The organism is Bacteroides sp. L008 (genome assembly GCF_040812255.1).
GTDB classification, from domain to species: domain Bacteria; phylum Bacteroidota; class Bacteroidia; order Bacteroidales; family Bacteroidaceae; genus Bacteroides; species Bacteroides vicugnae.
Map to the genome: position 1 here is coordinate 1,659,956 of NZ_JBFNXO010000001.1, position 25,506 is coordinate 1,685,461.

The 25,506-nt window shown below is 42.0% G+C and carries 19 protein-coding genes; 11 read left to right on the plus strand and 8 right to left on the minus strand.

Annotation, left to right across the window (positions count from 1 at the left end; genetic code table 11):
- Positions 1-713 precede the first annotated feature (713 nt).
- Both AB3G73_RS06755 and AB3G73_RS06760 read right to left on the minus strand, forming a co-directional pair.
- Positions 714-1,325 (minus strand): LuxR C-terminal-related transcriptional regulator, encoded by a 612-nt coding sequence (locus tag AB3G73_RS06755; RefSeq protein WP_074559659.1) that lies wholly within the window; start codon positions 1,323-1,325, stop codon positions 714-716.
- On the minus strand, positions 1,315-2,019 hold the full coding sequence (locus tag AB3G73_RS06760; protein WP_148367667.1) for a hemerythrin domain-containing protein: 705 nt from the start codon (positions 2,017-2,019) through the stop codon (positions 1,315-1,317). Before AB3G73_RS06760 ends, AB3G73_RS06755 begins: the two co-directional genes overlap by 11 nt.
- A 208-nt stretch (positions 2,020-2,227) precedes the next feature.
- Between AB3G73_RS06760 and AB3G73_RS06765 the strand changes: the two genes are divergently transcribed.
- From AB3G73_RS06765 to ccsA, 10 genes are all read left to right on the plus strand, one after another.
- Entirely contained in the window at positions 2,228-3,403 is a 1,176-nt protein-coding gene (locus AB3G73_RS06765; protein WP_234133665.1) for a phosphoribosylaminoimidazolecarboxamide formyltransferase, read from the plus strand.
- A 135-nt stretch (positions 3,404-3,538) separates the two neighbouring features.
- A complete protein-coding gene (fldA, locus tag AB3G73_RS06770) occupies positions 3,539-4,045 on the plus strand; it encodes a flavodoxin FldA (protein ID WP_004311873.1) in 507 nt (168 codons plus the stop codon).
- A gap of 33 nt (positions 4,046-4,078) precedes the next feature.
- A complete protein-coding gene (locus AB3G73_RS06775; protein ID WP_148367644.1) occupies positions 4,079-4,441 on the plus strand; it encodes a DUF2023 family protein in 363 nt (120 codons plus the stop codon).
- 435 nt (positions 4,442-4,876) lie between these two features.
- Positions 4,877-6,181 carry a hypothetical protein gene (locus AB3G73_RS06780; RefSeq protein ID WP_195649960.1) on the plus strand — a complete coding sequence of 435 codons (1,305 nt, stop codon included), beginning with the start codon at positions 4,877-4,879 and terminating at the stop codon, positions 6,179-6,181.
- A gap of 25 nt (positions 6,182-6,206) precedes the next feature.
- A complete protein-coding gene (locus AB3G73_RS06785; protein ID WP_148367642.1) occupies positions 6,207-7,382 on the plus strand; it encodes an imelysin family protein in 1,176 nt (391 codons plus the stop codon).
- A 15-nt stretch (positions 7,383-7,397) separates the two neighbouring features.
- The gene (locus AB3G73_RS06790; RefSeq protein WP_148367666.1) at positions 7,398-8,861 is read left to right on the plus strand and encodes a di-heme oxidoredictase family protein; all 1,464 of its coding nucleotides are present in this window, start codon (positions 7,398-7,400) and stop codon (positions 8,859-8,861) included.
- 17 nt (positions 8,862-8,878) lie between these two features.
- The gene (locus AB3G73_RS06795; protein WP_148367641.1) at positions 8,879-10,114 is read left to right on the plus strand and encodes a porin; all 1,236 of its coding nucleotides are present in this window, start codon (positions 8,879-8,881) and stop codon (positions 10,112-10,114) included.
- 23 nt (positions 10,115-10,137) lie between these two features.
- Positions 10,138-10,845, plus strand: coding sequence for a hypothetical protein (locus AB3G73_RS06800; RefSeq protein WP_258981057.1), 708 nt, complete (start codon positions 10,138-10,140; stop codon positions 10,843-10,845).
- Between the two features lie 20 nt (positions 10,846-10,865).
- On the plus strand, positions 10,866-12,020 hold the full coding sequence (locus AB3G73_RS06805; RefSeq protein ID WP_234133664.1) for a Rid family hydrolase: 1,155 nt from the start codon (positions 10,866-10,868) through the stop codon (positions 12,018-12,020).
- Positions 12,021-12,041: 21 nt separating this feature from the next.
- Positions 12,042-14,141, plus strand: a complete 2,100-nt coding sequence (ccsA, locus tag AB3G73_RS06810) for a cytochrome c biogenesis protein CcsA (protein ID WP_367743928.1) — start codon at positions 12,042-12,044, stop codon at positions 14,139-14,141.
- Between the two features lie 318 nt (positions 14,142-14,459).
- Here the strand turns inward: ccsA and AB3G73_RS06815 are convergent, their stop codons facing one another.
- The 4 genes from AB3G73_RS06815 to AB3G73_RS06830 all read right to left on the minus strand — a co-directional run bounded on the left by AB3G73_RS06815 (position 14,460) and on the right by AB3G73_RS06830 (position 21,206).
- A complete protein-coding gene (locus AB3G73_RS06815; RefSeq protein WP_004300131.1) occupies positions 14,460-15,068 on the minus strand; it encodes a TetR/AcrR family transcriptional regulator in 609 nt (202 codons plus the stop codon).
- A gap of 17 nt (positions 15,069-15,085) precedes the next feature.
- Positions 15,086-16,822 (minus strand): ABC transporter ATP-binding protein, encoded by a 1,737-nt coding sequence (locus tag AB3G73_RS06820; protein ID WP_004300132.1) that lies wholly within the window; start codon positions 16,820-16,822, stop codon positions 15,086-15,088.
- Positions 16,815-18,587: an ABC transporter ATP-binding protein gene (locus AB3G73_RS06825; RefSeq protein ID WP_367743942.1), complete on the minus strand. Its 1,773-nt coding sequence runs from the start codon at positions 18,585-18,587 to the stop codon at positions 16,815-16,817. Before AB3G73_RS06825 ends, AB3G73_RS06820 begins: the two co-directional genes overlap by 8 nt.
- A gap of 312 nt (positions 18,588-18,899) precedes the next feature.
- Positions 18,900-21,206: a family 20 glycosylhydrolase gene (locus AB3G73_RS06830; RefSeq protein WP_320974785.1), complete on the minus strand. Its 2,307-nt coding sequence runs from the start codon at positions 21,204-21,206 to the stop codon at positions 18,900-18,902.
- A gap of 186 nt (positions 21,207-21,392) precedes the next feature.
- Between AB3G73_RS06830 and AB3G73_RS06835 the strand changes: the two genes are divergently transcribed.
- Positions 21,393-22,307: a cation diffusion facilitator family transporter gene (locus tag AB3G73_RS06835; RefSeq protein WP_148367634.1), complete on the plus strand. Its 915-nt coding sequence runs from the start codon at positions 21,393-21,395 to the stop codon at positions 22,305-22,307.
- Positions 22,308-22,686: 379 nt separating this feature from the next.
- On the opposite strand, the gene AB3G73_RS06840 is transcribed toward AB3G73_RS06835, so the two are convergent.
- Both AB3G73_RS06840 and AB3G73_RS06845 read right to left on the minus strand, forming a co-directional pair.
- A complete protein-coding gene (locus AB3G73_RS06840; RefSeq protein WP_367743953.1) occupies positions 22,687-25,026 on the minus strand; it encodes a TonB-dependent receptor in 2,340 nt (779 codons plus the stop codon).
- A 114-nt stretch (positions 25,027-25,140) separates the two neighbouring features.
- Positions 25,141-25,482: a hypothetical protein gene (locus AB3G73_RS06845; RefSeq protein ID WP_148367632.1), complete on the minus strand. Its 342-nt coding sequence runs from the start codon at positions 25,480-25,482 to the stop codon at positions 25,141-25,143.
- Positions 25,483-25,506: the final 24 nt, after the last annotated feature.

Sequence of the window (25,506 nt, forward strand, 5' to 3'; positions counted from 1 at the left end):
TTGTGACACATTCTGAAACGCATTATCTTTGCAGTATCAGAATTGAATTAATTAGTCATAATTTTATTACGTAGCCACATTTAAGTAAAAAATGAAATAGAGTCCCGCCGAAGCGATTTCGTCGGGATTTTGTTTTTTATTACCCTCCTAACCTGCAAGATCAAGCAACCATATTCATCGATAAGTTTTCGTCCACAAAATAGTGACGCTATCCGGCAAGGATAGTGACGGGATATGTATGGGATAGTAACGGTATCATTGTCATATACCGTCACTATTTTTTTACGCTCACAGGGATTCTTAAACCCACTATATAATCTAGACTAATAATAATGCTCTCTGTTTAACCCATAACAATACGACCGACTTAAATCGCATATAATAAAAAAACGAGCTAATTCTTTTTATAGAACCACTCGCCACTGCATCAGAAAAGCCTAAAGGCTTTTCTATAGTACCTCAAATTTCCTGAAAACCAATTTTCTTTTTACCTAAAAACGTCTTACCTATTGTTATCCTTTTACCTTCTATTAAAAACTTATCCTATTGAACTAAACTAAAAAACTTTTATACCTTAAAACTATCTAATCTAATACCTTATTTAATATTTTCTTTTACCTTATAAACTAACAGCAATTTCTCAACTGCTTTGCAAAGGTACGAATATTTTTCGTGTGCGCAAACGGTTTTATATTTTATAACACTTCCGCAGGCTATAAATCTTTCACATCGCTCAACGCAACCAACTTATTTACAATAGCATAGATAGTCAAACCGGCAGCACTATGTATTTGCAATTTTTTGCTAATATTTCTCCGATGTGTAATCACCGTATGAATCGACAAAAATAGCTTTTCCGCTATTTCCTTATTTGTCATTCCCTTCACCACACAGATGACGATCTCCTTTTCCCGCTGGCTAAGCGTGTCCTGATTATCCATCTCTTCTTCCTCGGAAACCACATTCAGTAAACCTGCAATTTTCTTAGAAAGAGTTTCCAAATCATCGAATATTGAAATAGACTCATCATACTTACCCAATAATGAAGCATCTACAAAAGAAGTAACCAAAGCTATTAAACGTATTCTTTTACCGGATATTTCATCTCGAAACTTAGCTACATCAAAGTAATCACCAAAAGTAGGATTGACAATCAACATCTCCGGACATTGCGTCCGGACGCAATCGTGCAAAGCTTCAACAGACAACAATTCTATTGGTTGCACTTTTACGTTAGAAAGACGCTTCAATGCAGCAGTCAATCCACCACGAATAATTACAGAAGTCTCTGCAATAGCTATTCGAACGACTTCGTTATTTTTCATTTTCCCTAATCCTCCTTTCCAAATTCAGAATAGCAGGAACAAAAATATAGTCCTCAACCTTGCAATGAGATTCCAGTCCGGCTTCGCAAGCATATATGTCGAAAAGAGCCGCGTTCAGAAGATTCTCATTTGCTTTGGCAGGGCAATATTTAATAATGATATTTTTCAGTTCTGTCAATTTCTCCCCTACCTGATCGTGATGCTTGGAAAACGTACTGATCTGATAGTTTTTGGGAGCAACTCCTTTAATCAATGAATCGACATACTTAAATACGGTTTTCTCTTCATAATCCATGTGTTTACGCACCTCTCGTGTATATTCATCGAAAAACTTAAGGATGAGAAAAGCAACATCGTCTTGCGAACAGTCGATTGCCTCGATCAGTTTACGACGAATAGCAGGAAGAGAAAAATCCAGAAAATAAATATGTGCCTGCCGCAGATAATCAATCAATGCAGGTATGGAAATATCATCTTTATCTCCATCGAGCCGGGAAAAGCCTTCAGCCATAAAGTTGACTACAATCAGAAAGGTCCGGCAGTCTACTCCATTCAGTTCACAAACCTCCTTGACTGTCTTGTCACCGAACCCCAACGAAAGCCCAAAACGACTCATCACTTGCAACAAAGAATAATTATCGCTGATGAGATCGATCATCTTATCAGTTGACTTATATTTTTGTAAATTATCCATCATACCTATTTATATTAGAGACTGCAAAGGAACGGAATATTTTGCTGAAATGCAATCATCATTTATAGGTATTTTAATTCGCCGGAAATAGCCAAATACTAATTATATGCTACTATTTTGTGGCGCAACTTTAGGCAAGCTAGTCTTTTTTTAGTAATTTTGTCGCTATCAATTTGTAATTAGTAACTCGTAATTTGTAATTAATAAAATGGCAAACGAACTCGAACTGAAATACGGCTGCAACCCTAATCAAAAGCCTGCCCGTATCTTCATGAAAGAAGGCGAACTCCCCATCGAAGTATTGAATGGACGTCCCGGTTATATCAATCTATTGGATGCATTCAACAGTTGGCAACTAGTGAAAGAACTGAAAGAAGCTACCGGACTGCCGGCCGCCGCTTCTTTTAAACATGTCAGCCCTGCAGGTGCTGCTGTTGCGGTAGAAATGAGTGACACGCTGAAGAAGATTTATTTTGTCGATGACATGAAACTATCTCCATTGGCTACAGCATACGCCCGTGCACGTGGAGCAGACCGTATGTCGTCTTACGGAGACTTTATCGCATTGTCCGACACTTGCGACGAAGAAACAGCACGCATCATCAACCGTGAAGTATCCGACGGCGTCATTGCTCCTGACTATACTCCCGAAGCACTGGAGATTCTAAAGAATAAAAGAAAAGGAACCTATAATGTAATAAAGATAAATCCTGCATACCGCCCGGCTCCTATCGAACATAAAGATGTATTCGGAGTAACTTTCGAACAAGGAAGAAACGAATTGAAGATCGATGAAAGTCTTTTGAAAGAGATGCCTACGCAGAACAAGAAAATCCCGGCTGATGCAAAACGCGACTTAATCATTGCCTTAATCACTTTAAAATATACACAATCCAATTCTGTATGTTATGCCAAAGACGGACAGGCAATCGGTATTGGCGCAGGCCAACAGTCACGTATCCACTGTACGCGCTTGGCAGGAAATAAAGCAGATATCTGGTATTTACGCCAACACCCGAAAGTGATGAACTTGCCATGGATTGAGAAAATCCGTCGTGCAGACCGTGACAATACAATTGACGTTTACATCTCGGAAGATTATGACGACGTACTGGCAGACGGCATCTGGCAACAGTTCTTCACCGAAAAGCCGGAAATACTGACACGCGAAGAAAAACGGGCATGGTTGGATACGATGACAGGCGTAGCTTTAGGATCGGATGCATTCTTCCCATTCGGAGATAATATAGAACGCGCACACAAGAGTGGCGTCAGCTATATTGCACAACCGGGCGGATCAGTACGTGACGATCATGTGATTGGAACTTGCGACAAATACAATATGGCAATGGCATTTACAGGCATCCGCTTGTTCCACCATTAAAAAGATCGACCATTTTTTATTCCATATATCCCCATTTATAATGAGAAGGAGACAAATCTTCCATTATAAATGGGGATTTCCTATTTCTTTAAGACCCTCTATCTTTGCAGCGTTACATTTAAAAACGAATCAAAGATGAATAAAATTGGTGTATTTTATGGTTCCACAACCGGAACAACAGAAGACCTTGCCCGTCGAATAGCAGAGAAATTAGATGTACCATCGGCAGATGTATTTGATGTATCCAAGCTAACAGAGGCATTAGTCAATGAATATGACGTATTGGTGCTCGGTTCTTCCACATGGGGAGCAGGCGAACTCCAAGACGACTGGTACGATGGAGTCAAAGTTTTAAAGAAGTGTGATTTATCCCACAAATCTGTAGCTCTGTTCGGTTGCGGCGACTCTGACTCGTATAGCGACACATTCTGTGACGCAATAGGTATTCTTTATGAAGATCTGAAAGATACCCACTGTAAATTCTGTGGAGCAACAGATACTGCAGGCTATACCTTCGATTCCTCCATTGCCGTCGTAGACGGTAAGTTTGTAGGTCTTCCACTTGACGAAGTCAACGAAGATAGCAAAACAGACGAACGTATCAGCGCATGGGCTGAACAAGTGAAACAAGAAATTAGCTAATTTTACCTTAACATAAAAAGAATACTTTGCATCATGGCAACTGAAAGAATCATCCCCGGCGAAATCCGAATTTTTCTTAATCATATTTATGAGTTTAAGAAAGGCGTACGCAACATGGTACTTTACACAATGAGTAAAGAGCACGAAGAGTTTGCCATCCGCCGATTGAAAAATCAAAAGATCAGTTATATGATACAGGAAGTAGGTACCAATAAAATCAACCTGTTTTTTGGAAAGGCAGAATGTATGGAAGCCATGCGGCACATCATCATCCGTCCTTTAAACCAACTGACTGCCGAAGAAGATTTTATTTTAGGAGCCATGCTGGGATATGACCTTTGCCAGCAATGCAAACGATATTGCAGTAAAAAAGAAGGTATAAAGATAGCAGTTTAAGCGATAACCTTAGCATAAGTTTAGCTTTGTTTGTATGTAGTTTATCTGAGTTGAATCGTTTCTGAAAAGGCTGTTTCTTGATGGTAGAGATACTCAAGGGAACTGGCTGTAAAAGAAACGATTCGCTCAATTACAAACAAAAGCCACACCACACTGCCCATACATTGGCAGCATTTTCTATTTGTCCATGACAGCCGACAGATACTAATCCGACTAATCTCACATGTTAGAACAAACAAAGGTGTATTTCAGTAAATTTCATCATACTGTAATACACCTTTATTTGTTTTATTTCGTTACATATATCCTTATATTCACTCATTAGTTTTAAATTACCTACATATACTGAATTTAAGAAATAACTATGCCTACTATTGGGTATTGCGGTTATTTTTAACCTCACATAACTTTGCAGTCGAAAAAATTATAAAAAAGATGAGAAAATTAACTGCAATCATTATTCTTTGTTTCCTGTCATCTTACCGTACACTTTCAGCACAGGAAACAGAAGAGAAGTCTAAAGACAGTAAAACTTCTTCCACAGAAGAATATACTAAATTTCGTTTCGGAGGATATGGAGAAATGGCAGCAAGCTATAAAGATTATAATTTTAATCGTTTCACTCCAAATGGTTCCGGTAAACTAAATCGTGGAGAGATTTCCATTCCACGTTTTGTATTAGCCTTCGATTATAAATTCTCTTCCAAATGGGTGTTGAGCACCGAAATCGAATTTGAATATGGAGGCACGGGAGCAGCTCGTGAAATAGAATGGTTTGAAGAGAATGGCGAGTATGAAACAGAGATTGAAAAAGGTGGTGAAGTAGCTTTGGAACAATTTCATATCACCCGCCTCATTAATAAACACATCAATCTGCGTTTCGGACATATGATTGTACCGGTAGGATTGACAAATAACCACCATGAGCCAATCAATTTCTTTGGAGTCTACCGTCCGGAAGGTGAAACAACCATATTACCTTCAACATGGCATGAAACAGGTATTGCCGTATTTGGCGAGATAGGACGATTTGATTACGAACTTCAATTAGTCAATGGTCTTGATCCACAAGGCTTTCGCAGTGAAGACTGGATAAAAAACGGTAGACAAGGAGCCTTCGAAGTAAACAATTTTACCAGCCCGGCTTTTGTAGCCCGTGTTAACTACCATGGAGTGAAAGGATTAAGAGTAGGTGCTTCTTTCTATTACAACCAGACTGCAAAGAATGGAACTAAACCTTGGAGAAATACAGGTTATAAATTCCCGGTAACTATTGTAACCGGTGATTTACAATACAAAGGCTTTAATAACAATCTGATTGTACGCGGAAATGCCGTTTATGGAAATTTAGGGGCAAGCGGAGCCTTAACTACAATCAATAACAGTTCTTCAGCTGCTTCCGGTTACCCTAATACAACAGTAGCACAGAATGCAGTCAGTTATGGAGGCGAAGCAGGATATAATATAAGTTCTTTCTTTAACTCAAAAGCTCCCCGTATCTATCCTTTTATTCGTTATGAATATTACAATCCGATGGAAAAGACAGAAGCTAACACAGGTTTGTTGGCCGACAAACGTTTTCAGGTATCAGCCGTAACAGCAGGATTGAATTACTACGCTCTACCCAATCTAGTGATTAAAGCAGACTACACTCACCGCTCCATAGGAGGTGGAAAATATAACGACGAAAACTTAGTCTCTGTAGGCATAGCCTATATTGGTTGGTTTATCAAGAAATAAATATAACTTTTTAATAACAACAAAAATGAAAACATGGAAATTTTTGCCTATAATGGCAATAGGGGTATGTATGGCAATGACCTCTTGTAGTGAAGATTCTAAAAAAGAAGATGTTTCACCAAATCCATTTGCGGGTTTTAATACCCCGGACAGTGGCACTGCAACAGATGATGAATTAAAAGCTGCGGTTGCAACGTATGTAGATGATGTAGTGATTCCTACTTATGAAGATATGTACAATAAAGTAACCGCATTAAACACGGCAGTACAAAAGTTATCAACGTCCTCCAGTGATAATGATGTAGCCAATGCAGCAGACGCCTGGGTTGCAGCACGTAAACCTTGGGAAAAAAGTGAGGCCTTTTTATATGGTCCTGCAGATTTGAATAAGCTCGATCCTAGTCTGGATAGCTGGCCTTTAGATAAAGGAGGTATTGATGCAATTCTACAGTCTGGGAATTGGGAAGATGCTGTTGGAGGCGATGTAAACGATGATGATGACGCACCAGCTGATGCACCACAGAACTTGCGTGGTTTCCATACAGCCGAATATTTATTGTTTGAAGACGGTGAAGCAAAAAAAATCACAGACCTGGATGCTAATAAAATAGGATACCTCAAGGCTGTTGTCGGACGTATGTCAAAAGACACAGAGCTTTTGTTAAAAGGTTGGACAGAAGGTAAAAATCTGGAGAACGGTGCCTATAAAGATGCAATGAAAGCACCTAACGGAACTTACTCTATAAGCAATATCAAACAATCTGTTGCAATGATACTAAACTCTGACAATGGTGCAGAAGGAATTGCCAATGAAGTAGGTGCAACGAAAATCGGAGATCCGGTAGATAAGTGGAACAGCGGAGATAAAGAAGGTGGTGTATTAGCCGTAGAATCCTGGTATAGCTGGAACTCTTTAGATGACTATACAGATAACATTTACAGCATCCGTAATGCTTACTATGGTAGTTTAGACGGAACTGTTGCTAGTGCAAGTCTGTGCTCTATCATGAAAAAAGTGAATCCGACATTGAATGACATGGTTGTTAAGCAGATTCAGGAAACAATCACAGCAATCAATGATATACCTCACCCATTCCGTAACAATTTAGGTGCTACTACTGAAGTTAAGAATGCTCAAAACCAATGCGTATTTTTATGTAGCGGTCTGGCTTTAGTCCGCGCAAAATTAGCAGGAGAATAAACAATACTAATTATGATGACTAAGCTCTTTCTTTTAGGAAAGCCGGTTATCAAAGCATTACGAGGAGGATTCCCAAGGCGATTGGGAAGAATCCTCTTTGTTGCGATAAATATAGGCTTCCTACAAAGTTGTGATCATGATGCTTTTGACGGCATTATTTATAAGCCAAACGGAGAAATAGCGAAACCGGAGGAATTATCAGCCGGCATTTCCACTATCTTTTCTACCGTAAGTGGCGCTTACGACACCAATGCAGATTGGGTCACCGGTGAATTATTAACACGCTTCAATCGTGGCGATGGTTTGTATGATAATTCTCGTGGAGTAGGTACAGGCAGTGGTAATGGATTAGGTCCCATTTTTGGAGGTTATTCCTGCGGAGCTTGCCATAGAAACACAGGACGTACGACTCCTGCATGGGTGACAGGTGGTTCCGGTGCAGGCTTTTCATCTATGCTGGTTTATATTACACGCAAAACCGGAGGATACTTCCCCGAATATGGCCGTGTATTACATGATCAGTCCATTTATGGTGTAAAAGCCGAAGGTAAAATAAAGATAACCACTACTACCGAAAAGTTCAAATTTCCCGATGGAGAAGAATATGAATTGATAACTCCTCATTATGAAATAACAGATTGGTATGATTATGAAATAAAGCCCGAAGATCTGATTATTTCGGTACGTGCCCCTTTACGACATGTCGGCATGGGTCAGATGATGGCACTTAACCATGATGAACTGAAACAGTTGGCAGCTCAAAGCAACTATCCCGAATATGGCATTAGCGGACGCCTAAATTATGTGACGGAAAAAGGCAAATATGACATTGGAATATCCGGCAACAAAGCCAACCATCAGGATTTAACAGTAGAACTAGGATTCTCTTCGGACTTGGGAGTAACCAACGACCGTTTTCCACATGAAGTTGGTGAAGGACAATCACAAATGATGGGATTTGCCAACCAAGGTGTAGAGATTTCTACCCGTGACATGGAAGATGTCGATTTATACATGCAGACATTGGGAGTTCCTGCACGCCGCAATGTGGATGATGAAACCATCAAACATGGCGAGCAAATGTTCTATCAGGCAAAATGCCATTTATGCCATACCGTTACTCTACATACCCGCCCACGAGGCAGCATATTACTGAATGGAACTCAACTGCCCTGGCTGGGTAATCAGATCATTCACCCCTATTCCGACTTCTTATTACATGACATGGGGCAAGGATTGGCAGATGATTATCCGAGTGGTCTGGCACGCGGTTGTGAATGGCGTACTACTCCATTGTGGGGAATCGGCCTTCAGGAAATTGTCAACGGACATACCTATTTCCTACATGACGGACGGGCACGTAACCTGACAGAAGCGATCATGTGGCATGACGGTGAAGGAGCCGCTTCACGTTCTATTTTCTCTCACATGTCGAAAGAAGATCGCGCAGCCTTACTTACATTTTTGAACAGTTTATAATATAATCAGCAACAACAATGAAAAAAAAATTTCTAGTACTTGCGCTCACTGCATTTATGTGCAGCCACTCTTATGCTCAAGATTCAAATACAAAAGAAATCGATGATAAATATGTAGAGAATGACGTTGTTTCACTGGCGGGAAAGAAAGGTTTTTCTTTTTCTACCAAAGCCGGTGATTTTCTATTCAAACCCTATGCATTAGTTCAAACCAGCCTGTCTTTCAACCGATACGACGATCAAGGTTTGGAAAGCCTCTATGCACGCAACTGGGCAAACAGTGGTTTTGCTATTCCTAATGCCATCCTTGGATTTACAGGCAAAGCATTTGGAAAAGTCACATTCAACTTATCACTAAATGCGGCAAAAAGTGGTGCTGCCCTACTGCAACAAGCCTGGTTTGATGTAGCCCTCAAAGAATCATTCCGTATTCGTGTCGGAAAGTTTAAAACCCCGTTCATGCATGCTTACCTGACCACACTGGGCGAAACATTATTTCCTGTATTACCCACCTCTGTGGCAGGCGGTATATTGATGCCCTACGATATCAACGCTGTAAAACCAAGCATGGCTACCGGATTCGATTTAGGAGTACAGATACATGGTCTGATTAATGGAAAATGGAATTATCAGTTAGGGATTTTCAATGGTACAGGAATCGATGTCAATTCGGCAACTAAAGGAATGTGCGATGATCATAAATGGTTGCCTCAACTGCTTTACTCCGGTCGTCTGGTATATATGCCCAAAGGAGAAATGCCGTCCACACAAGGTAATCCGAACAATCTGAAAGAAGATAAAATGCAATTCGGTGTTTCTACCTCTTATAATGCCGAAGCAGAAGATCACAGTAGTAGCGATTGGCGCATAGGTGCAGAGTTTGCGATGGTAAAGAACCGCTTCTATTTTGCAGCCGAAGGTTATTTCATGAATATGCATTTTACAGAAATCATGCATAAAGACAAAGATCAGAATTATTGGGGAGCTTACGCACAAGCCGGTTATTTTGTAACTCCTAAGTTACAAGCAGCTCTCCGTTATGATCTATTTGATCGCAACGGAACAGACGAAGGCGGTTTGTTGAATATGCCCGCCATTGGAGCTAATTACTACTTTGTCGGTTCTAATCTAAAACTTCAAATGATGTACCAATATCTGGGCAGAACCGGACATGATACACAGACTGACCGTGACAACGATGGAATAGGACTATCACGCCATAGCGTTACCGCCATGTTACAATTCACTTTCTAAAGTACAGAAGGAGGAATCTGTCTATGAATAAAAGACTAAAATATTTATTTATAACCTGTACCTGCCTAAGCTTGTGTTCAGCTTGTGATGAAGGTAAAATATATCCGGACGACACGATTGACAGTGGACGTACGGCTACTGTTACCCTTCATTTCACCCATCTGGATGCCTGGCCGCAAAAAAATAGTATGTCATTAATCTCCTTAGGTGAGGACGGAGTTACTCCCATATTGGTAAAGCGTATTCTGGAACCATCCAGCGAAGCGGAAGCCGTGACTGTGACATTAAACAACTTAACCGAAAACACGCATAGTATTGCCGTAGCAGTTGTTACGTCCGGTATGTCTTTGGTACATGCCTATCAGTCATTCCCCGTTAATGCATCGGAAGAATCGTTGACTTTACCGGAGACAACAATCGAAGTGGCCTCGTTCAGCCGCATCCAGACACAAGTTTTCAATGCAAAATGTGTGATGTGTCATGGAGGAAGTACAACAACGGCCGGAGACTTGGATCTGACAGCAGCCAAAGCATACAATTCACTGATTAATGTAAAAGCTCCCCATTCCGACGAGGGAAAGAATTATGTAACTCCCGGAGATTTAAACAACAGCTATCTATTAGATGTATTAGAGCACGATAATCATATTGATATATTCAATGGATCTGAACAACGTGAAGTCCGTGCTCTAATCCGTACTTGGATAAAAGCAGGAGCCGAAAACAATTAACTTGTAACAGAAACTTTGATATGAACAGCAGAAAACAACCACCCTTAAGATCAGAAAAAACTTTAACTGAAATATTTAAATACGAAGTAGCAGACGGCGTTTCCGAATATCATTTAATGATTCACGCAACCCAGCCGAAAGATGCTTACGAGGAACAATTAAACGCCATTATAGATACATATTACCAATTACGGGAAAAAGAGTTGCAAGGTACCGTCGCCATTTTTAAACGATATTTCTTGAGCGACGCTTCCAATCAGGCAGACACCTTATTGGCACTTACAACTGAAAGTTCGGATTGCGCACTTTCTATCGTCGAACAGCCACCGTTGAACGGAACCAAAGTAGCAGTATGGATTTACCTCCAAACGAAGGTGCAAACACAAATGCTGCATAATGGTCTCTTTGAGGTTAAACATGGCCCCTACCGACATCTTTGGGGTGGTTGCTCTTTCAATCGGGCTGCCAACTCGGAATACCAGACCCGGCTACTATTAAATGACTATGTCATGCAGCTTATTGAACAAGGTTGCAAACTAGCCGCCAACTGTATCCGTACCTGGTTTTTCGTACAGAATGTGGATGTGAATTATCCCGGAGTAGTAAAGGCACGTAACGAAGTATTCGTTACTCAAAACCTGACGGAAAAGACACACTACATTTCCAGTACAGGTATCGGCGGACGTCATGCTGACCCCAAAGTTCTTGTACAAATGGACACGTATGCCGTAGACGGAATCAAACCCGAACAGATTCATTTCCTTTATGCGCCGACACACCTGAATCCCACTTATGAATACGGCGTCAGTTTCGAACGTGGAACGTATGTAGATTATGGAGATCGTCGCCAAGTATTCATCTCGGGCACAGCAAGTATTAATAATAAAGGCGAGGTGGTATGTCCGGGAGATATCCGTAAACAAACAGAACGGATGTGGGAGAATGTGGAAGCCCTACTAAAAGAAGCAGAATGTACATTTGACGATATGGGGCAAATGATTGTTTATCTGCGTGACATTGCAGATTATACCATCGTCAAAGAAATGTACGACAAACGTTTTCCTTGTACACCCAAAGTATTTGTACATGCACCGGTATGCCGACCGGGATGGTTGATCGAGATGGAATGTATGGGAGTAAAAACCTGTGAGAATAAGGAATATGCTCCCTATTAATAGCATTTAAAAGATATACCGTTGAAAAGATTACTTATCATTTTATATATCTGTCTGATAGGATTACTTGCTGCAACCACTTTCATAGAGCAAGCATACGGGACAGAGTTTGTAGAAAGAAATATATATCACACAATCTGGTTTTGTTGTTTGTGGGGAGTAATTGCCGTAATAGGGTTTGTTACCCTCATCCGACGTTCCCTATGGCACCGGCTCCCTGTTTTGCTGTTTCATGGCTCCCTCCTCGTTATCTTGGTGGGGGCCATGATTACGTTTATCTATAGTGAACAAGGATATATGCATTTACGTCTGAATACAGTAAAAAGCAGCTTCCAGTCACCACAAAGCGACAAAAAGACAGACCTGCCATTTACAATGAAACTGGACAGTTTCCGGATAGAGTATTATCCGGGTACAGAAGCTCCTGCTGATTACGTCAGTTATATCAACTACTCACTTCCCGGCCAGAAAGATTCTTTGCATAACGAACGCATCTCAATGAACCGTATATTTGCCATGCAAGGATTCCGCTTTTACCAGTCATCATTTGATGAAGATGGTGAAGGAAGTTGGCTAACAGTAAACTATGATCCATGGGGTACCAGAGTAGCCTATAGCGGATACATCCTACTGGGCATCTCCATGATTTTACTACTTTTCTATCGCCGGGGGGAGTTTCGTCAGTTATTAAATCATCCCTTATTGAAAAAAGGAGGATTATTCATTCTATTCCTTTTCTACCTGACAGAAACAACGCAAGCGCAGGAAACGCCTCTTCGCGTATTAAACAAAATACAGGCAGACAGTCTGGCACAACAACAGGTTATCTACCATGACCGTGTAGTGCCGTTCAATACACTGGCAAGAGACTTTGTCAAGAAACTGACAGGAAAAACCTACTATAAAGGATTCACTCCCGAACAAGTAATAAGTGGCTGGATTCTTTACCCGGAATCATGGAAAAATGAACCAATGATATATATAAAAAGTCCCGAACTACACCATTTACTCGGTTTGAAAACCTCTTATGCACGCTTGACCGATTTGTTTGACGGTCCGGTCTACCGTCTTCAGAAAACTTGGCAACAAGAACAGGGAAAAGACAGCAAACTCGCCAAAGCGATCCAGGAAACAGATGAAAAAGTAGGCCTGATCCTGATGTTGGAAAAAGGAACATTCATCCATCCATTACCTACTGATGGCAGCGTGCAACCTCTCTCCGAAATGGAAGTAAAAGCAGAATTACTCTACAACCGGATTCCGTTCAGCAAGATTCTTTTTATGATTAACCTGTCATTGGGAATGTTGTCTTTCCTACTTCTACTTCATAACAGCCTGCAAAGAAATACCCTCTCGCCCAAAGCCAAAACGATTTCCCGCATGGCAGGAACTTTCTTTTCCGTTGCACTCTATCTTGCTTTCATATTCCATTTAGCAGGATATTGCCTGCGCTGGTACATTGGCGGTCGTATTCCACTTAGCAACGGTTACGAAACCATGCAGTTTATGGCTCTTTGTATTCTTTTGATAGCCTGTCTGCTCCATCGAAGATTCTCATTTATACTTCCATTCGGATTCCTCCTCTCCGGCTTTGCTTTGTTGGTTTCCTATCTGGGACAAATGAATCCCCAGATAACCCCATTAATGCCGGTGCTCGTCTCTCCGTGGCTAAGTATTCATGTTTCATTGATTATGATGTCTTATGCCCTATTGGCATTCATCATGCTAAACGGAATACTGGCATTATGCCTCCGGAAAAAAGAATCGGAAAACAATGTCTCCGGAAACGACGCTATACAAGACAACCGGATAGAACAGTTGACGCTAGTCAGCCGTTTGCTGCTCTACCCTGCCACCTTCTTTTTAGGAGCAGGCATCTTTCTGGGAGCAGTTTGGGCAAACGTTTCCTGGGGACGATACTGGGCGTGGGACCCGAAAGAAGTATGGGCACTGATTACTTTTCTGGTATATGGAGTAGCCTTCCATTCACAAAGCCTGCGCATTTTCCGCAAGCCTCTATTCTTCCATATCTATATGATTCTTGCTTTCCTGACTGTCTTAATGACCTATTTCGGGGTGAATTATGTTCTTGGGGGGATGCATAGTTATGCAAACGCCTGAACCACTATATATAGCTAGTAATTGATAGAAGAATACCCATTTTAGGGGATTGCGGGAAAAGCGGAAAGCCCCTATCTTTGCAGTATCAGAATTAAATTAATTAGTCATAATTATATTACGTAGCCACATTAAAAATACATAGAAATCGGCCGAAGTGATTCACCCGCATTTCTTTTATTTGGTTGTTAAGTTGAAAAAACCATATAATGTATTCATTTTGGAATATGAATAGATGACATATTCTAAAAGAGGCAAGGACGTCCGGCTTGTGAAAGCCGGACGTTTTTTTATATCAGTAAGAGAATAAAGTGAAAGAGCTCATGCATTCATGAGCTCTTTCCAACCAGCCGTTTCAAAAGCGATATACTCCGCTATAAACTTCTCCATCTCTTCTTTCTTCACAGGATGCAACACCAGCTCTTCGAGCAGGGCAAACAACCATACCGTATTCAGGTGAATAAAGAAGTTAGTTATTGCTATATTGATATGCGGATATTTCTGTTTCATCCCTTGAAAAAAAACAGAAATCGTACGCGTCATCAAATCTGTATATTCAGAACGGAAGTTCTCCAAAACAGAACCTTGTGCCTGAAAAAGCAGCAACCGCAAACGGTCACGATGTTCAGAGACCAATCTGATATATTCCCGTACAGACATTTTCTGATAATCCGAATCCATAAAGACGTCTATCGTCATCTGATCTGCATCGTGATTATAAATCATAGCATACAGATCATTCAATACCGGTTTCAGAATCGTACGGAATATCTCATCCTTATTGGTGAAATAATGATAGATATTACTCACCGTCACCCCTGCCCTCGAAGCTATTTCACGCATAGAGGCATCCTTGTATCCCTTTTCCAGAAACACTTCTTCGGCTGCCTTCAAGATTCCCTCTTGTATATCTCCTTTCAAAAATTGCATAGTATCGCTGCTATTTATCAATTCATATTTGTAACCTGTCTGTTCACCATCCGGGCAAATATACCATTTTTCTTTTTCAATTCCTCCGGTGTTCCCATTTCAGCAACACTTCCATTCTCCAATACTACAATTTTGTCGGCATTGGCAACGGTTCGCATACGGTGCGCAATAATCAGCACCGTTTTGTTACGTACCAATTCAGATATACCTGCCTGTATCTTGGTTTCATTCTCAACATCAAGCGAAGCCGTAGCCTCATCCAACAGAACAATCGGAGCATCCTTCAACAAAGCGCGGGCAATGGAAATACGCTGACGCTCACCGCCGGATAATGTTTCTCCATTCTCACCGATAATCGTCTGGTATCCCTGCGGCATTTTAGTGACAAACTCATCACATTGTGCCAAGCGGGCAACTCTCCGGACTTCCTCATCCGTAGCATCCCGTTTGCCAATACGGATATTATCCATAATGGAAGCATTGAAAAGAACTACATCCTGAAAGACAACGGAATAGTTTTTCAACAAAGTTTCAGGATCAATCCGACTGATATCCTGCCCGCCGAGGGTAATCTTTCCCGACTGGATATCCCAGAAACGTGCCGCCAACCTGGCCGCCGTACTCTTGCCACTACCCGAAGGACCAACCAAAGCCGTTTTTTCACCTTGCCGGGCAATAAAAGACAAGTTATTCAGAATTTGTTTTCCCTGCTCATAAGCAAAGTCTACCTGTCTGAATTCGATATCATAACCTTGAGGAGTGAATTCGGTAGTCCCGTTTTGTACCGGCAATGCTTCCATCTCATTCATTCTATTGATACGCACATCCAAATAGAACAAAGCGGCAATATTATTCATCACCTCACTGACCGGAGCATACACACGCGACCCGATAACCATAAATATAAGATAGGTAAACAAATCAACCGTACCCGAAGCCAAGAGATTGGCACCAACGATAATAACGCTTGCCAGTCCGAGTTTCAATACACTTTGGGAACCGTTTACCAACATGCCGAGCACCAGTTCATTACGAGTCAATACCTTTTCATAGGTATCAATGCTCGCATCCAGTTTTTCCAGATAGTCTCTCTCCTGATTGTAGGATTTTATCTCCTGAATGGTATCGAGTCCTTCCTGGATATGTTCGGTCACCATCCGCTTGTTCAGATAATTACTTTCATTGCTTTTCTGTATTTCCTTCTTCGAGAAAAGAAGGATTGCGGCGGCAAGCGGCACTACCCAGAACAAAGCAATCGTCAACTGCCAGTTATAAAATGCCATACCGACGGTAATAAGCAGAATACTGATAATGGAAGCAAACAACTGGGGAACTGCATGCGAGAAAGTATGCTCGAGATCAGTGCAGTCATCCATAATCGTGGCGGTGAGGTCGGAAAGATTCTTTTCGCCAAAGAAAGCCAGAGGCAACTTGCGAAGTTTTTCCGCCAATGAGATACGCCGGTTTGCACTCTCATCATAAACGGTGGTATAGGTACTACGATATTGCAATACCGCAAATATATACATGACTATCATAAAGACAATACCGAGTATGCTATAATAGAGAATACCATGCGTCACCGAAGCCGAAGGCTGAAACACAGGACGAAGATATTCCTCAAGAAAGAGAAAAACAAATACCGCCGGCAACATCAATACGATATCGAGCAGTGTAGTGAAAAACACACCTTTACAGAAATCTTTCGCTCCTTTAGTTGAAAGGGCAAAACGTCTTTTTATTACTTCAATCATTAGAAACCTCCTTTCCTATTGTCCAGCGAACGGATTGCTGGTATTCATTCCACATACGATAATAGATGCCTTGTTTTCCAAGCAGGTTGGCATGTGTACCTTGTTCCGCAATCTTCCCCTTGTCAATGACGAGGATATTGTCGGCATCAGTGATGCTTGAAAGACGATGAGCAATCATCAATACGGTTTTTCCTTTTGTCAGTTCTTTCAAGGCTTGCTGGATGAGATGCTCATTTTCGGGGTCGGCAAAAGCAGTCGCCTCATCCAGTACAATGATGGGAGCATTTTTCAGGATTGCACGTGCCAGTACGATCCGTTGCTGTTCCCCGCCGGAGAGATATGTTCCCTCCGTACCAATCTTCGTATTCAGTCCGAGCGGAAGTTTATTGATAATTTCCCGGCATTGTGCCATATCTACTGCCCGTTCCACTTCCTCCATTGTCGCGTCGGGATTACCATATTTGATATTTTCGAGCAGAGAAGTCTTGAACAGCTTTGTATTCTGGAACACGAAAGAAATATATTTCATCAGTTCTTCGGGAGCGATTTCTCTTACATTGATGCCACCTATTAAAACTTTCCCTTCCGTTGCCTCCCAGAAACGGGGAACTAGACGGGCAATCGTTGTTTTCCCTCCGCCCGAAGCTCCGACAAGAGCTACTGTGTTTCCTTGCGGAATAGTGAAACTAACATCATCCACCGCCTTTTGATTAGCTCCCGGATAGCTGAAGGAAACTTTTTCGAACTGAATACTGAATTCCTTTACCGGTTGTGGATGCTCTACAACAGTCAGGTGCTCATAAGCAACCAGATTCTCAAGACGTCCGATAGCTTCACTCGCCTGCCCCAAAGCCTGATTGAGATACATACTCTTCATGATACTTTGGGAGAATACAGGAGTAATGAGAACAAACAGGAAGAAATTAAGTAATACCGATGCATAATTACCTGAATAACCAATCAGCAAAATAGCCAACGGAGCAAGGAAAAACACAAAACCATTGATTATTACGGTATAGAGCGACATCGGCTTCTCCCACATTCGTGTATAGCCGAATACCATTTTATTATAATTCATGATACAGCGGTGAAAGTTTTTGAAAGAGTAAATAGTCTGCTGGAAAACCTTCACTACGGGAATTCCTCTCACATACTCTACAGCTTCGGTATTCATTTCCTCCAGAGAGGTCATATAGCTTTTCATAAACTGCCGTCCCTCCGCATTCATCATAAAACCCATAACCAGCATGGCAATAATTACAGGGACGATACATGCCAGACCGAGTATCCAATCGAACACAAAAATCAGTATGGCAGCTACCAACGGCACTAGAAAAGTAGCCGCAAGATCAGGCAACTGATGTGCCAGAAAACTATGGGTAATCCCTGCATTGTCATCTATAATCTTGCGAATACGTCCGCTCGTATTAATGTCAAAGAAGCCGAGAGGCATACGCACTATCTGGCGCATGGCTTCTTTGCGCAAATTCGATTCAACCCGAAAAGCTGCAAGATGCGAAGACATCAATGCGGCAAAATAAAGGACGATGCTCGCCACGGCCATGCCTGCCGCCCACCAGGCATACGTCACCACATTACCGGAAGAGGTTATCTCTCCGTGTTCAAGCAGTTCTCTCACAATCAGCCCAATAAGGATATAAGGCAACATGCCCGCCAGGGCACTTAGGGCAGACAGCAGCATTGCCGCAGGCAAAAGCACTTTCCGTTTACCCATGTAGTTCTGAAGTTTTTTCAATGTACTCATAACGTACGTTCAATCTATATTAAGTTCGACAATCATTTAACTTATCGCTTGTTTTCAAAAAAGAACAATATTCGAAATCGTTCAAAAAAAAAGAGAGCTTATATTTCTATAAGCTCTCTTCATCCCATTCAATCCGGTGCATGTGCACCTTTGATATATGATTAATCTCGACTCGTCTCTCACTGATTCGCATAAGTTTTCAATTATTTTCTGCAAAGGTACGGCTCGCCGGCAAGACGGACAATACCTAAAAATAATGAAATTTACTATTCAGACTATAACGAATAAGTAATGATTGAAACAACAGAATAGTTATTCATGTTTCAGCCACATACTTGGTAATACTTCTTTTTCACCTTTTTCATTTACCAGTTCCATCTGCAATACGCCTCCGTTACAATCGAAGTAACGCACCTCTATCGGATGAAGCCCGGCTTTCAAAGCCTTCTGCACAATAATCTCTACCGGCGAATGTGCTCCATCATTATCTCCCAACAATTCACCGTCAAGCATTAATGTGCTACCGTCGTCCGAGAGAAGGGCAAATGTATAGATACCATCGGCAGGAACTTCCAGATAGCCGGTCAATACCAGACCGATATTTCCTTTCACCTCTTCGGGAATGGATACCGATTCCACCACATACTCCCCTTTGACAGGAGCTGCATCCATATCCGCACAAAGGTTACCACGGAAATCGTGCCATACTGCTTTCAAGCCGGGCTGCAAAGCAGCCGGAGCAGTCACCGCCTCCGCATAAGGAGCCTTTACATACTTGGTACGCACCACATCCGAAGGAGAACCATCCGGACGGAAAGTGCGGAAAGCGAAATCCGTAGTCTTCCCAACTTCCAAAGCACCGTTATAAAGAGCTGATTCTTTGGTAGGCATACTACCGTCTGTTGTATAACGTATTTCAGTACCGGGTAACGGGCAAGTCAATTCCACAGTTGTTTCATCAATAAATGCATTCACTTTATAGAATCCCTGCAAATCAGGCACCCGATAATTTACCCTCATCACATCCATCCGCTTAAATTGCGGAACAAGCTGACGATAGAACTCTTCGAGACCCGGTTTAGCTGCCGGCTCCGCCCAAGCTATCTCACTCAATGCTATCATACGGGGAACAATCAAATATTCAATGCGCTTCATGGTCGGAATCCATTCAGCCCAGAGATTCGCCTGCACCCCCCAGATATATTTCTTCTGTTCCGGCGATAACCGCTCGTCTGCACACGGATCATACGCAAGTATTTTCTTTACTGAATTCTGATCCTGCGCATAATCGAAATAGAAATATTCATTCGGACAAGCAATCACTTTCTGCTTTTGTGCAGTTGCCGTAGGCAATGCATCTTTCGCCCAACTTCTCCACCAGGTAATAGCAGCATCGGAAGATAATCCGTCGGATACCACTTCATCCCAACCTATGAGTTTCTTTCCGTTGGCAAGGAAGAATTTCTCCATGTCACGTACAAACCATGCCTGAAGTTCTTCTACCGACCCCAGTTTCTCCGTACGAATCCGTTTCTGACAAAGAGGACATTTCTTCCAGTTGGCTTTTTCCACTTCATCACCACCCATGTGCACATATTCATAAGGGAAAAGTTCAAAAACTTCTTTGAACACATTCCGGCAGAACTCCAGTGTTGCGTCTTTGCCCGGACAGATAGGAGAAGAGAATGTCTCCCCCCACCCGATTAATCCGTCGCACGCCAATTCCGGATATTGACCGATAGCTGCCAGGAAATGTCCCGGCATATCAATCTCAGGAATGACATCAATTCCTCTTTGCGCAGCATAGGCTACTATTTCTTTTATATCATCGTGAGTGTAATAACCTCCATACAGTGTATCTCCTTCCACAATACGTATCTTATCTTCCGGAATCAGGAAATCGGCATTATCTTCTTCTTTCGCACGTGCCATACAGGTACGATCCTGCGTATTGAATTTACGCCAAGCCCCTTTTTCCGTAAGTAACGGATATTTCTCGATTTCTATACGCCAACCTTGATCGTCGGACAGATGCCAATGGAACTTATTAAGTTTATACAAAGACATCAGGTCTAACACATGCTTCACTTCTTCCTTATCCCAGAAATGACGGGAAGCGTCCAACATAAACCCACGCCATTCAAACCGTGGCGCATCTTCTATTTGCACGACAGGGATAGAATAATTCTGTTTCTCTCCCTGCACTTCTATCGTTGCAGGAAGCAACTGGCGAATAGTAGTAATAGCAGAAATAATGCCTGAATAGTCAGTTGCCTCTACTCGAATATACTCCGGTGCAGACTCAAGCTTATAAGAACCGGGCTTTCCAATAGTATCTTTCAACTGAAAATACATATCTACCTGACTCTTATCGGTAGTGACTTCAACAGAAGACGATATGACATTCCGAAGAATTTCCTGCAGGTATCCGGCAGCGGGAAACAACGACTGATCGGAAACTCCGATTTTCATGCCATCTTTTAAAACAAACGAGCCCGACTGCTCGGTCAGACTAACGGGGGTAGGCAAGATTGCAATTTCTTGCTTGACGGTAGACGTACAAGAAGAAAAAACACAAACTGACACAATGAGTAAAGAACTACTTAATTTTTTGAACATGCGGTTAACTATTTAATAAATGATTTGTCCTGTTTTTAATTGACCATCTATATATAATACAACTAAAAGGCATAAAGTACTAAAAAGGCGGAAAAAGTTTTTTTTGCGACTTCATGTCACAAACTCCTATTAATGTTTATCTTTGCTGCCCAATCCCATTACAAACAAATCTAAAGAATCACTTCAATGTCAAGAGAACAAATATTAATCAAAACCTCATGGATCAGTACAATTGGCAATGCAATCCTGTCCGCATCCAAAATCATCATCGGTTTGTTTGCCGGTAGTTTAGCCGTAGTCGGCGACGGTATCGACTCGGCAACCGATGTTGTTATCTCTATCGTTATGATTTTTACGGCACGCCTCATCAACCGCCCTCCTTCAAAGAAGTATGTATTCGGCTATGAGAAAGCGGAAGGGATCGCAACAAAGATTCTATCACTCGTGATATTCTATGCCGGCGCACAAATGCTGCTATCGTCCACTAAAAGTATCTTTTCGGATGAAGTGAAAGAAATACCATCGGCTATCGCCATCTATGTCACTGTATTTTCTATTATCGGTAAACTCTTACTGGCTTCATACCAGTACAAACAGGGAAAGAAGATCGACAGCTCCATGCTGACTGCAAATGCCATCAATATGCGGAATGATGTTGTCATCTCAACAGGTGTCTTATTAGGATTGATATTTACTTTCATCTTCAAATTACCGATACTCGATTCAATAACAGGATTGATAATCAGCCTCTTCATCATCAAATCTTCCATCAGTATTTTCATTGATTCGAATGTGGAACTGATGGACGGAGTGAAAGATGTCAATGTATACAACAAGATATTCGAGGCTGTAGAGAAAGTGCCCGGTGCCAGTAATCCGCATCGCGTCAGATCACGAATGATAGGAAATCTCTATATGATTACCCTTGATATAGAAGTGAATCCGGAAATCACGATCACGCAAGCTCATGAGATTGCCGATTCGGTGGAGAAAAGCATTATCAATTCGATAGATAACGTATATGACATTCTGGTACATGTGGAACCCGCCGGTAAATGCCAGACAGGAGAAAAATTCGGGGTCGATAAAGATATGGTTTAATCCATCTCTACACAGAGATTTTTTCACTTTCCTCTATCACCTATCACCAGCACTTCTAAAAACCTTTATTCATGGTACTTTCAGGGATGGTGACAGGTTGTTTGCAACCTATCACCACATCTATCACCTATCACCCTGCCTGATCAATCAATGATCAATAAGGAAAAAGAATGAATCTCTATACGATACATTGGTTTCAGCCGCTTGAAACTTTAGTTTCTCCAAAGAATACAATGTTTTCCCCGCAAGGGAACTGTTGTTTCCCCTATGGGGGAACTATGGTTTCTCTACGGGGAAACTACAGTTTCCCATAGGGGAACAAATAGTTTCAACGCATGAAACTAAAAGTACCGTGCCGGGAAACTATTTTTATGACCGGTTAATAACTAATCTTCACCCCGGCAAAGAAACTTCTCGGCAAAGAAGGACCGTAAATGTAACCGGAATCCCGGTTAGCTCCTCTGTCAAAGTCCTTCTGATAAGACTCGAAAATATTCTGAACTCCGCCGTTTAATTGCAAATCAACTGTTTTGTATAGCTTGAAGTCATAAGCCAGTTTCACTCCCAAATCAAAGAAACGAGGTGTTCTGATTGCTTCCGCTTTTCTTTCAGGCATTTCACCCAGTTTGGCATTCTCGGCAGTGATATCCATACGTTGCACTAACATTTTGCCGGTATATGTTCCTGACAGGGCGATAGACAAAGGTTTGACGGGAGTATATGTGGCAGTAAAATAACCGTATGTATCGGGAGTACGGAAAATCTTCTTTTCTGCCGGTGCATCATCATGCCACTTATGTGGTTCATCGTATCGGCTACGCTGTAAAGTCAATCCCGCTTGTATTTGCAGGATAGACAGATAAGCCACTTTACCTTCCAGTGTCAATCCCATCACTTTAGCACCGGGGCCATTGCTACGTGTTTTCACTAATATACCATCACCACGGTCGTAAGGTTCGCCCAATACAAAAACATCGGTCAGTCTTGTATAAAAACCCTCAATCAACAAGTTCGTCTGGAATGCTCCGAAACGATGATACATATCTGCAGAAGCACTGAAACTTTGGGATTTCTCTTCTTTCAAATCCTTTGCACGCTCGATCATAGCCACTGTTCCGCCCACATTTTCAATATGCATATCCTCATCAAAAGCCTGCGGAGCACGAAATCCGGAAGAATAGCTCAAACGCAGGTTAATATTCCGGGTAGGATTAAAACGCAAGTTGGCACGGGGACTAAAGATCACATTATCCACCATATTATGCTTATCCAGACGACCGCCAATCAGAATTCCCCAACGGTCGTTCTTCCATTCGTTCTGCAGAAAAGCACTGTAAATATTCACCGTCTGATCCGTGTGACGGTCATATCCCCACATGTTATCTTTCAGGCGGTCACGGTTATATTCAAGCCCTGCTGTGAGATCAGAAGGCATAAAAAGGCACTTGCCAAACGTATGTACGTATTGTGCGCCCCCCATAGCGGTTAAATCCGTCGTCTTTCCATAGGCTTTCAGAGGATCGTTGCCCGGTCCGTAATAACTGTCCCGGTCTGTATTGGCAGCCGATGCAAAGACACTTAGACGGTTCTTTTCATCCGGAGAGAAATAATCGAATTTCAAACTTCCACCATCAATAGAATGTTGCAACTGCTCTGCAATATGCGCTTCGTGAGGAGGACGGTTCAACATATCCCCTCCACGACGAAATTCCTGCATATGGTGATATTCAAAGGTCAGTTTGGAGTAAGTACTCGTTTTCAGATAAGAGCGGAAACCCACTGTCTGATTCTTCAACTTGGGCAGTTCGGTAAATCCGTCTCCGTCATAATCATATCCTGACCGGTGGCGGTTCTGTCCAAAGATATACAATCCGGCACGATGATCGTCCGTCACCAATGAGGCATTCAGCGAGGTGTTGTTATCGAATGAGGAGCTTCCTCCCAAAGCAGTAATGGTGTGCGATAGCTGACCGGAATTGCGTAAAGGCTCTTTAGTGATTATATTAATTGTTCCTGCAATAGCCGAAGAACCGAACAAGGCGGAGCCTCCCCCACGCATCACTTCTACACGTTCAATCATACTGGCAGGAATCTGTTCCAGCCCATACACTCCGGAAAGGGCACTGAATACAGGACGCGAATCGATCAGAATTTGCGTATATGGTCCGTCCAGACCATTGATGCGGACTTGCTGGAAACCACAATTCTGGCAATTTGTCTCCACACGCACTCCGGGCTGGAAGTTCAGTCCTTGTGATAAAGTAGAAGAGTTAGTGGTTTCAAAAAGTTTCAGGTCGACGACATTCACTAAAGTAGGAGCCATACGGCGTGTCGTTTCACTCCGGTTGGCGGAAACCACTACTCCGTCGAGAGCAATCGCATCCTCTTCTATTTCAAAATCTTCTTCCAGTGTCTTTCCTTTTTTCAGAGTTACGTTGCGGGTCACTGTCTTGTAACCTACTGAACTAACTTCCAGTATAAAATTTCCTTCCGGCAAATTCTTCAAAAAATAATGCCCGGTAGCATCGGTCACCGTTCCTATGGTCGTTCCTTTCAGTGCAATGGTGATGTACGGAAGATGTTCTTTCGTTTTTTTATCCAGTACATGACCTATTATATTCGCATCGGATTTCTTCAGTTCAGGGTAGTCCGGATGTTCAGCCAATGCGTGTGACAGAACACAACACAGGCCGACCAGGACTAAAAGATATTTCTTCATTGTCGTTAGTCTTTTAATGTTTTAATTCAAAAAAAATAATAGAGGGAAAGGGAAGCAACAATCATAAATCGTTGTTCCTAACTAATAATAAATGCCATTCCCGAAAAGTATAGACTAAGCGACAGGAGGCGCCCTAAGAGATATTACGCCCGGACAAGTACGACAATACCGCATACCTTGCGGACGGGCAAGCAGAATACACAAGAAAGAGAAAACGGCAACAATAAACGCGGGTAATAGTCCGCTATCTGTCACCAATATGTGATTCAGGAAATGAAGTAGCTGGAATTCAACCGTCGTATGACTATGCTCACTCCCCTTCTTGAATGGATGCGAATGGACAATCGTAACCCCGTTTACCACATGTGAGTGAGTAAACAAAGTGATTCCTGCCATGTACGAAATAAACAGTACAGGCAGAAAATACTTCATTATATGTAGGTACAATTGTTTCATCCGGTAATTTTGCACATCTATTCC